Below are 6,525 nucleotides of genomic sequence, written 5' to 3'. Positions count from 1 at the left end.
GAGGTAGACTTTTTCGACTTTGCTGTCGGGGCGCATCATGGCGGGCTGGCTCCAGAAAGAAATCGGGAGCACAGCATCGGGAATCAGGTGGACGGTTGGAATGTGGGGATGATGGATCCCTTACAAACTTTCGGGGTGGAGTTCTGAAACTTCAGCCTTTCGAGGGCTTTGCGATCGGGCCGACGCGTCGGTAATCACGCTCAGTAATCCCCTCTTTCGAGTGGCCCGGCAGTACGCTTGCCTCGCTAAGGTCGTTGATCTCTGATGCGGCCTTCGGTCGGATATCGCGGAACTGGATGAAGCACAGCGAAAGGTGCTGGCTGGTGTGTCGCGTGACCTTATCGAGCAGCAGGCTTTGGTTGTTCCTCACTCCGTTCATTTCCAGGACGATCCTCAGTCGCTTACCGGTCTTACCCCGAGGTTTCGATCAGTGATTGGGTGATTGCTGAGCGTGGTGAGGCGGCAGAAACCCTGTCGTTCTCCTACGTCAGCGGCCCTTACCAGGCCCGGCGCCTGGCCAACATTGAGTTGCGCCGCCGGGCCTGTGGAACGCAACGAGGCCGATTGTCTTAGAACTTGAAGCCATCATGAGAAACGAGTTCAGTTCTGTGCGTTCAAAAACAATGAGAACAGCTCGGACTGAGATTTAATGCCGAGTTTGCTGTACATGTGCTTGCGATGGACTTTCACAGTCTCTGCGGAAATCGCCAGCTTGCGCGCGATCTCCTTGTTCGAGCAGCCGCTAAGCATAAGCCGGCCAACTTCCAGTTCACGGGCGGAAAGCGGCGTATCCAACTGCTGGTCAGTAGAGTCCAGCCAGCTCTGCCAGCTGGGTGCCGGCGACGTGTTCTGCTCCAGCGCTTCCCGCTCGAATGCCATGCGCTGACGCATCAGGGCGGCAACCCAGGACTGGATGAGAGTGAGTAGGGCGGTCTGCTCAGCACTGAAGAGACACTCACTTCCCAGCGAGAGGCTGAGGGTGCGCTCCGTGTCGAGCTGGACGTTGATATGTGCTTCGTCGGCAACGACATTGAGGCGGAAGTAGCGTTGGTAATAGTCGGTTTGCTCGAAGCACTCCGGCGCCACGTCGGCTAGCCAAAACAAACCGCTCTGCGGTGCTTCCCGGTTGGCGAGATAAAAAGGGTCGAGCAAATACAGGCCTTTGAGGTAGTCCTGAAAGAGCGGATCTGGCCCGCCATCCTTGCCTGGGCATTCAGCGAGCACCTGCGGGCGACCACTGCTGAATATCAGCACGACCCAACTGTCCACCGGAATGTATCTATCCAGTTGACGCACCAAGGCCAGCCAGAAATTAGGGCGGTCAAGTGCCTCGATTAGTCTGCCGATGGCCTGGTGCCAAGCCATGTCCTGCAGTGTAATGCTCCCGTTTCTACCCATACGGGGTTACCCCATCGAAGTAATTACTTTCCGTTTTACGGCTCTCCATACTTCGCTTCAGCCCTGGCGGGTGCTGTTCAGTTTGGCGATTGAGCCAACATACACGTGAAAGGATCACCGATGAAGATTGAACTTGTACAACTCTCCGGTCGCGATGGCGATACCGCTTATAACCTGGAACGTACATTGCAGGCCATCGCTACCTGCGCCGTGGATACCGATCTGCTGATTTTCCCAGAGACCCAGCTGATGGGATTTGCCAGCGCCCAACAGCTCGCCGAAATCGCCGAGCCCGTTAACGGGCCGAGTGTGCAGGCCGTGCAACGCGCCGTACACGAACGAAACGTCTCAGCGGTGATTGGTCTGGCTGAGAACGACTCCGGCACCGTTTACAACACCTCCTTGCTGGTCACCCCGCAAGGGATCGCATTGAGTTATCGCAAGACTCACCTTTGGCCGTCGGAGCGCGGATTGTTCCAACAAGGAGACCGCTATGTCACCGCACTGTGGAAGGGCATCCGTGTCGGTATCCTGATTTGCTACGACATTGAGTTTCCGGAAAGTGCTCGGGCGCTCGGCCAACTCGGCGCCGAGCTCATATTGGTCACTAACGGTAACATGGATCCTTACGGCCCTGTCCACCGCACTGCAATAATGGCTCGCGCTCAGGAAAACCAGGCATTCGCGGTGATGGTCAATCGGGTGGGCGACGGCGACGAAGGGCTCGTTTTTGCCGGCGGCAGCGCCGCTATCGATCCCTTCGGGCGCACGCTGTTCGAAGCGGGCCGAGCAGAGTGTCGGCAGGTGGTGGAATTAGATCTCGACCTGCTGCGCACCGCCCGCCACGAATATGACTACCTCGGTGACCGCCGCCTGTTCCTGACCGGCGATCAGAGTGAGCACGATGATGGTCGACGTGAACTCCTGATCCCCTGAATCAGTTGTGGGGGCAACAGCAACACAACGATTGTTCCGTCTTAACGCCTGTTTCGACCCTGCCACAACAGTAATTCACAAACTAGCAGGAGCAGTGCTCGTGTCTCTGGACTCAGCGCTAACGCTCCGGAGCATCCCCATGAAACGGATTCGTTACATGCAATTCGCGCTGGTCTCTCTGTTCAGTTTTGGCGTGGTTTGCGCCGAGGCCGGTGACGTTCAAAAGCCAAGTGTCCATATCTACAACTGGTATGACTACATTGCCCCGAACACCGTGAAAGACTTCCAGAAAGAAGCAGGCGTCAGCGTGGTGTACGACGTGTTCGACAACAGTGAGGTCATGCAAAGCAAACTGATGGCTGGCCGCAGTGGTTATGACGTTGTGGTTGCCAGTGCCGACCTGCTACCGAACCTGATCAAAGCCGGCGTGCTGAAACGACTGGATCGCTCCAAGTTACCCAACTGGTCCCATCTCGATCCCGACGTCCTCGCCAAGTTGCAGAGCAATGATCCCGGAAACAGCTACGCGGCCCCTTATTTGTGGGGGACCACTGGCATCGGCTATGACGCGGACAAGGTTAAGTCACTACTCGGCCCCGATGCGCCAGTCAATTCCTGGGACTTGATTTTCAAGGAAGAAAATCTAGCCAAACTCCGTCAATGCGGTGTGGCCATGCTGGACGCGCCTGGCGAGGTTATTCCCATCGCACTGCACTACCTTGGACTGCCATACAACAGCCATAACCCGGACGATTACAAAAAAGCTCAGGAACTGCTGCTGAAGCTACGCCCCCATATTGCCTACTTCGATTCTTCCAGGTTCATCTCTGATCTCGCCAATGGCAACGTCTGCGTCGTGCTGGGCTGGGCGGGCGGTGTCTCCGACGCGCAGAAAGCCTCCGAGCTGGCTGGCAACCATCGAAACCTTGTCTACAGCATTCCACGCGAAGGTGCCCCGGTATGGGTGGAAAGTATGGTGCAGCTCAACGATGCGCCGAACCCGGAGCAAGGGTTGGCCTTCATCAACTACATGTTGCGCCCCGAAGTCATTGCTGAGTCATCCAACTACCTGAGCTATCCGAACGCGAACAAGGATGCCACTGCGCTTGTAGAGAAGAAGATCCGCGACAATCCTGGGGTATATCCGTCCAAGGATGTGCTGTCCACACTTTTCCCCCTGGAGCCACTGCCGCTGAAGCTGGAGCGCATTCGGACCCGTGCGTGGAACACGGTCAAGACCGGCAATTAATTGGCAGACCCGGTTCTGCTGATGATTGACCAAACCCCAGTCATGAAACAAACCAAAACAAGAGCGAGAGATCATGAAAGACACGATGAAGCCACGTGCCCGCGACCTGAATATTCAGTTCGGCCAACTGCAACCCGGTCCCCTCAATGCCATCACCGATGTGCCGGGCGTTCGGGTCGGTCACAGCAATGTGCGAGGACGCACCGCCAACGGCCGCGACATCCTGACTGGGGTAACAATCATCGAGCCGCGTGTCGGTTCCACCAGCCAGCAACCGTGCTTTGCCGGCGTCCATGTGTTGAATGGCAACGGCGACGCAACCGGTCTGGAGTGGATTCGCGAAGCGGGTCTTTTGACCAGTCCCATCGCCTTCACCAACACCCACAGCCTGGGTGTGGTGCGCGATGCACTGATTGTGCTGGACCGTGAACAACAACCGGATGACGGCCGTATCTACTGGAACATGCCGGTGGTGCTGGAGACCTATGACGGGCTGCTCAACGACATCAACGGTTTTCATGTGAAGCACGAGCATGTGGCCGAAGCCCTGAGTAATGCTGTAATTGGGCCCGTTATCGAGGGCGCGGTCGGTGGTGGCAGCGGCATGATCTGCCACGAATTCAAGGGCGGTATCGGCACCGCATCGCGGCGCCTGAGTAGCACTCAGGGCAGTTGGACTGTTGGCGCCATTGTCCAGGCGAACCACGGCATCCGTAACGAACTGCGCGTCGACGGCTATCCGGTGGGACGCTACATGGAACAGGCTGACTCCCCGTTCCTCAAGGCTTCGCTGCCGCACCCGGGCATGGGTTCGATAGTCGTTTGCCTGGCCACCGATGCGCCGTTGCTGCCACACCAATGTACGCGCCTGGCACAACGCGCCAGCATCGGTCTCGCCCGCACCGGTGGTGGTAACGAAGACCACAGCGGTGACATTTTCATCGCCTTTTCCACCGGTAATCATGTGCCGCCGGCAGCTTACGAAAGTAAGCGCGCGCCGACCACCGACAACCTTAGCATGGTCAACAACGACCATATCAGCGAGTTGTTTCTTGCCGCCACCGAAGCGGTGGAAGAAGCCATCATCAACGCCTTACTAGCCGCTGACACCGCCGAAGGCAACGGCCATGCAGTACCGGGACTGGATTGTGAGACGCTGCTCAAAGCCTTGCATCAGGCCGGCTGGCCGGGAGCGGCGAATGGTTAACTGATCTCTTCGCATGGCCGCCGGAGCTTCACGACAAGCGCTGAGTCTCTGGCGGGGCTGCTGAATAGCCGATTGTCCGATTCAGCTCACAGATGAGTCAGACGAATTTGCGTAAAACTGCACGTTCGCTATGGTGGCAATAAACCACCTGACTACAACTAAAGTCGTAGGAGCGCCTCATGAGAATACGCGGTGATGTTTTCTGGGCCTGGGCTGACCCGACGCTTCATCACCGAACTCACGACGAGACACTCGACGATGGGACATACATTGATGTTCAGACGCGACTGTCGCGGACAGGCAACACGCAGATGTTCATCGGGGTGTATGCCCCTGGTGGCATGGCTATCCATGAAGAGACCTTCGATTCTCGCCCTGGCGAGTCGATGACCAGGGCGTTGGCGTGGGGCGTTGGTCGGGCCCGACGTGTCGCCACTGAAGGTGCGCCTGCCGTAGGCGTTCTGGCTGCCTCGAAATAGCGGCCAGGCGCGCAGCGCCGGAGGTCGAGCGGTGACTTACTGTCATCAGCGAAGACGCAGTGCATGAAACCCCTGCGTCTCCAGACTTCCAGCAAGCCGGCAGGGAAGGCTTCATCGGCCTGGCCCGTTATCCTCGCTGGCCAGCGCCTTCTCTTTTGGACTTTTTCATCAAGTAGTCGCTGACATAGCGCACCGTGTTTTCCAAGGCCTGCGTCATGTCGGGATGGGTAAACGCGTACTTGCGCTCCAATTGCCTGCTGTTTCCCATGTCGAAGCGCTGCGTCTGAATAAAGTTCAAGGACTCGGCGCTGATCGCCAAGCGGGTCGCCAGTCCTGGAATCGTCAATATCGACCTGAGCAACCCTATGGGTACATGGCGGCGGGGGGCCTTGACCTTTAGCGTGTCTGCGATTTGCAAAAGCATTCCCTGCAAGTTCGGTGTTCGCTCATACAGCGCCAGAACTTGCCGGTTGGCCATGGAGGGGTCGAACGCCACGCAAGTTATCATGTTCACCAGATAATCGACGCTGACCAATGGCAACCAGTGACTGGCGGAACCGGGAATAGCTTTGAACCGGCCTTGTGCCAGATTGCGAATGAGTTCGGCAAGCGGTTGTCCGTCCAGGATATGCCCGTTCTCGCTGTGGCCGCACACCGTAGCAGGGTGAACAATCGTGTAATCCGCATCCGCGTCTTGCATATAGCGGATGACTGCAAAATGGGACTCGAGTTTGCTGCCTTCGTAGCCGCCTACACGGGCGTAGACCGCGGGCCAGTTTGTGTTTTCAGGGCACTGAATATCAACCCCGATACTGGCAAGGTGGTTGAGGTTTTGCAGCATGAAGCCGCCTACCATGAGCAATCGGATGCGCTGGTCGGCCGCAAGCCTGGCCACTCTCAAAGCACCTTGGACATTGACTGTGCGGGCGCGTTCCGGTGTCAGCCCCCAGGAAAATTCCGCCGCGAGATGGAAAAATACAGCGGCCGAAGTGACGCGTTCTTTGTCTGATTCGCTGAGGCCAAGCCCCTCCTGGCTGATATCGCCTTCAACGGCATGGATATACTCAGGGTTACCCCCCAGTTGGCCTACCTGCTCCTTGAGGCGCTCGATGTTGCCGGGGCTGCGCATCAGCACCCAGGTCTTGTGCCCTTGCGCAGTAAGACCGGCCAGCAAGTGTTGCCCCACAAAACCGCTGCCGCCGGTGACAAAGCATTCCGCACTCATGTTTGAACCCTTGTTTGGATGATGGGCGCAG

6 protein-coding genes and 1 pseudogene are annotated in these 6,525 nt (G+C 57.5%); 4 read left to right on the top strand and 3 right to left on the bottom strand.

Features of this window, described 5'->3' with window-relative positions; translation table 11 throughout:
- Positions 1-151: 151 nt before the first annotated feature.
- Together ACF8GF_RS09595 and ACF8GF_RS09590 are read right to left on the bottom strand one after the other, a co-directional pair.
- Positions 152-418, bottom strand: a pseudogene (locus ACF8GF_RS09595) (integrase); the annotation flags it as partial.
- Between the two features lie 182 nt (positions 419-600).
- Positions 601-1,398 carry a response regulator transcription factor gene (locus tag ACF8GF_RS09590; RefSeq protein ID WP_392488060.1) on the bottom strand — a complete coding sequence of 266 codons (798 nt, stop codon included), beginning with the start codon at positions 1,396-1,398 and terminating at the stop codon, positions 601-603.
- 120 nt (positions 1,399-1,518) lie between these two features.
- On the opposite strand from ACF8GF_RS09590, the gene ACF8GF_RS09585 reads away from it, so the two are divergent.
- The 4 genes from ACF8GF_RS09585 to ACF8GF_RS09570 all read left to right on the top strand — a co-directional run bounded on the left by ACF8GF_RS09585 (position 1,519) and on the right by ACF8GF_RS09570 (position 5,269).
- Complete coding sequence (locus tag ACF8GF_RS09585; RefSeq protein ID WP_392488059.1) at positions 1,519-2,334, top strand: carbon-nitrogen hydrolase family protein; 816 nt, start codon at positions 1,519-1,521, stop codon at positions 2,332-2,334.
- 139 nt (positions 2,335-2,473) lie between these two features.
- Positions 2,474-3,583: a polyamine ABC transporter substrate-binding protein gene (locus ACF8GF_RS09580; RefSeq protein ID WP_392488058.1), complete on the top strand. Its 1,110-nt coding sequence runs from the start codon at positions 2,474-2,476 to the stop codon at positions 3,581-3,583.
- Positions 3,584-3,668: 85 nt separating this feature from the next.
- The gene (locus ACF8GF_RS09575) at positions 3,669-4,790 is read left to right on the top strand and encodes a P1 family peptidase (RefSeq protein ID WP_049587969.1); all 1,122 of its coding nucleotides are present in this window, start codon (positions 3,669-3,671) and stop codon (positions 4,788-4,790) included.
- A 179-nt stretch (positions 4,791-4,969) separates the two neighbouring features.
- Entirely contained in the window at positions 4,970-5,269 is a 300-nt protein-coding gene (locus ACF8GF_RS09570) for a hypothetical protein (protein WP_210023739.1), read from the top strand.
- 127 nt (positions 5,270-5,396) lie between these two features.
- On the opposite strand, the gene ACF8GF_RS09565 is transcribed toward ACF8GF_RS09570, so the two are convergent.
- Positions 5,397-6,494 (bottom strand): SDR family oxidoreductase, encoded by a 1,098-nt coding sequence (locus tag ACF8GF_RS09565; RefSeq protein WP_392488057.1) that lies wholly within the window; start codon positions 6,492-6,494, stop codon positions 5,397-5,399.
- Positions 6,495-6,525 lie beyond the last annotated feature (31 nt).

The organism is Pseudomonas sp. yb_5, from assembly GCF_043103865.1.
Taxonomy (GTDB): domain Bacteria; phylum Pseudomonadota; class Gammaproteobacteria; order Pseudomonadales; family Pseudomonadaceae; genus Aquipseudomonas; species Aquipseudomonas putida_Y.
Note: the sequence above shows the minus strand (reverse complement) of the source record. Positions and strands in the feature narration are given on the sequence as shown.

Excerpts from the sequence above, each read along its gene's own strand:
- ACF8GF_RS09590 (WP_392488060.1), bottom strand. The coding sequence starts at position 1,398 with ATGGGTAGAAACGGGAGCATTACACTGCAGGACATGGCTTGGCACCAG.
- ACF8GF_RS09585 (WP_392488059.1), top strand. The coding sequence starts at position 1,519 with ATGAAGATTGAACTTGTACAACTCTCCGGTCGCGATGGCGATACCGCT.
- ACF8GF_RS09580 (WP_392488058.1), top strand. The coding sequence starts at position 2,474 with ATGAAACGGATTCGTTACATGCAATTCGCGCTGGTCTCTCTGTTCAGT.
- ACF8GF_RS09575 (WP_049587969.1), top strand. The coding sequence starts at position 3,669 with ATGAAGCCACGTGCCCGCGACCTGAATATTCAGTTCGGCCAACTGCAA.
- ACF8GF_RS09570 (WP_210023739.1), top strand. The coding sequence starts at position 4,970 with ATGAGAATACGCGGTGATGTTTTCTGGGCCTGGGCTGACCCGACGCTT.
- ACF8GF_RS09565 (WP_392488057.1), bottom strand. The coding sequence starts at position 6,494 with ATGAGTGCGGAATGCTTTGTCACCGGCGGCAGCGGTTTTGTGGGGCAA.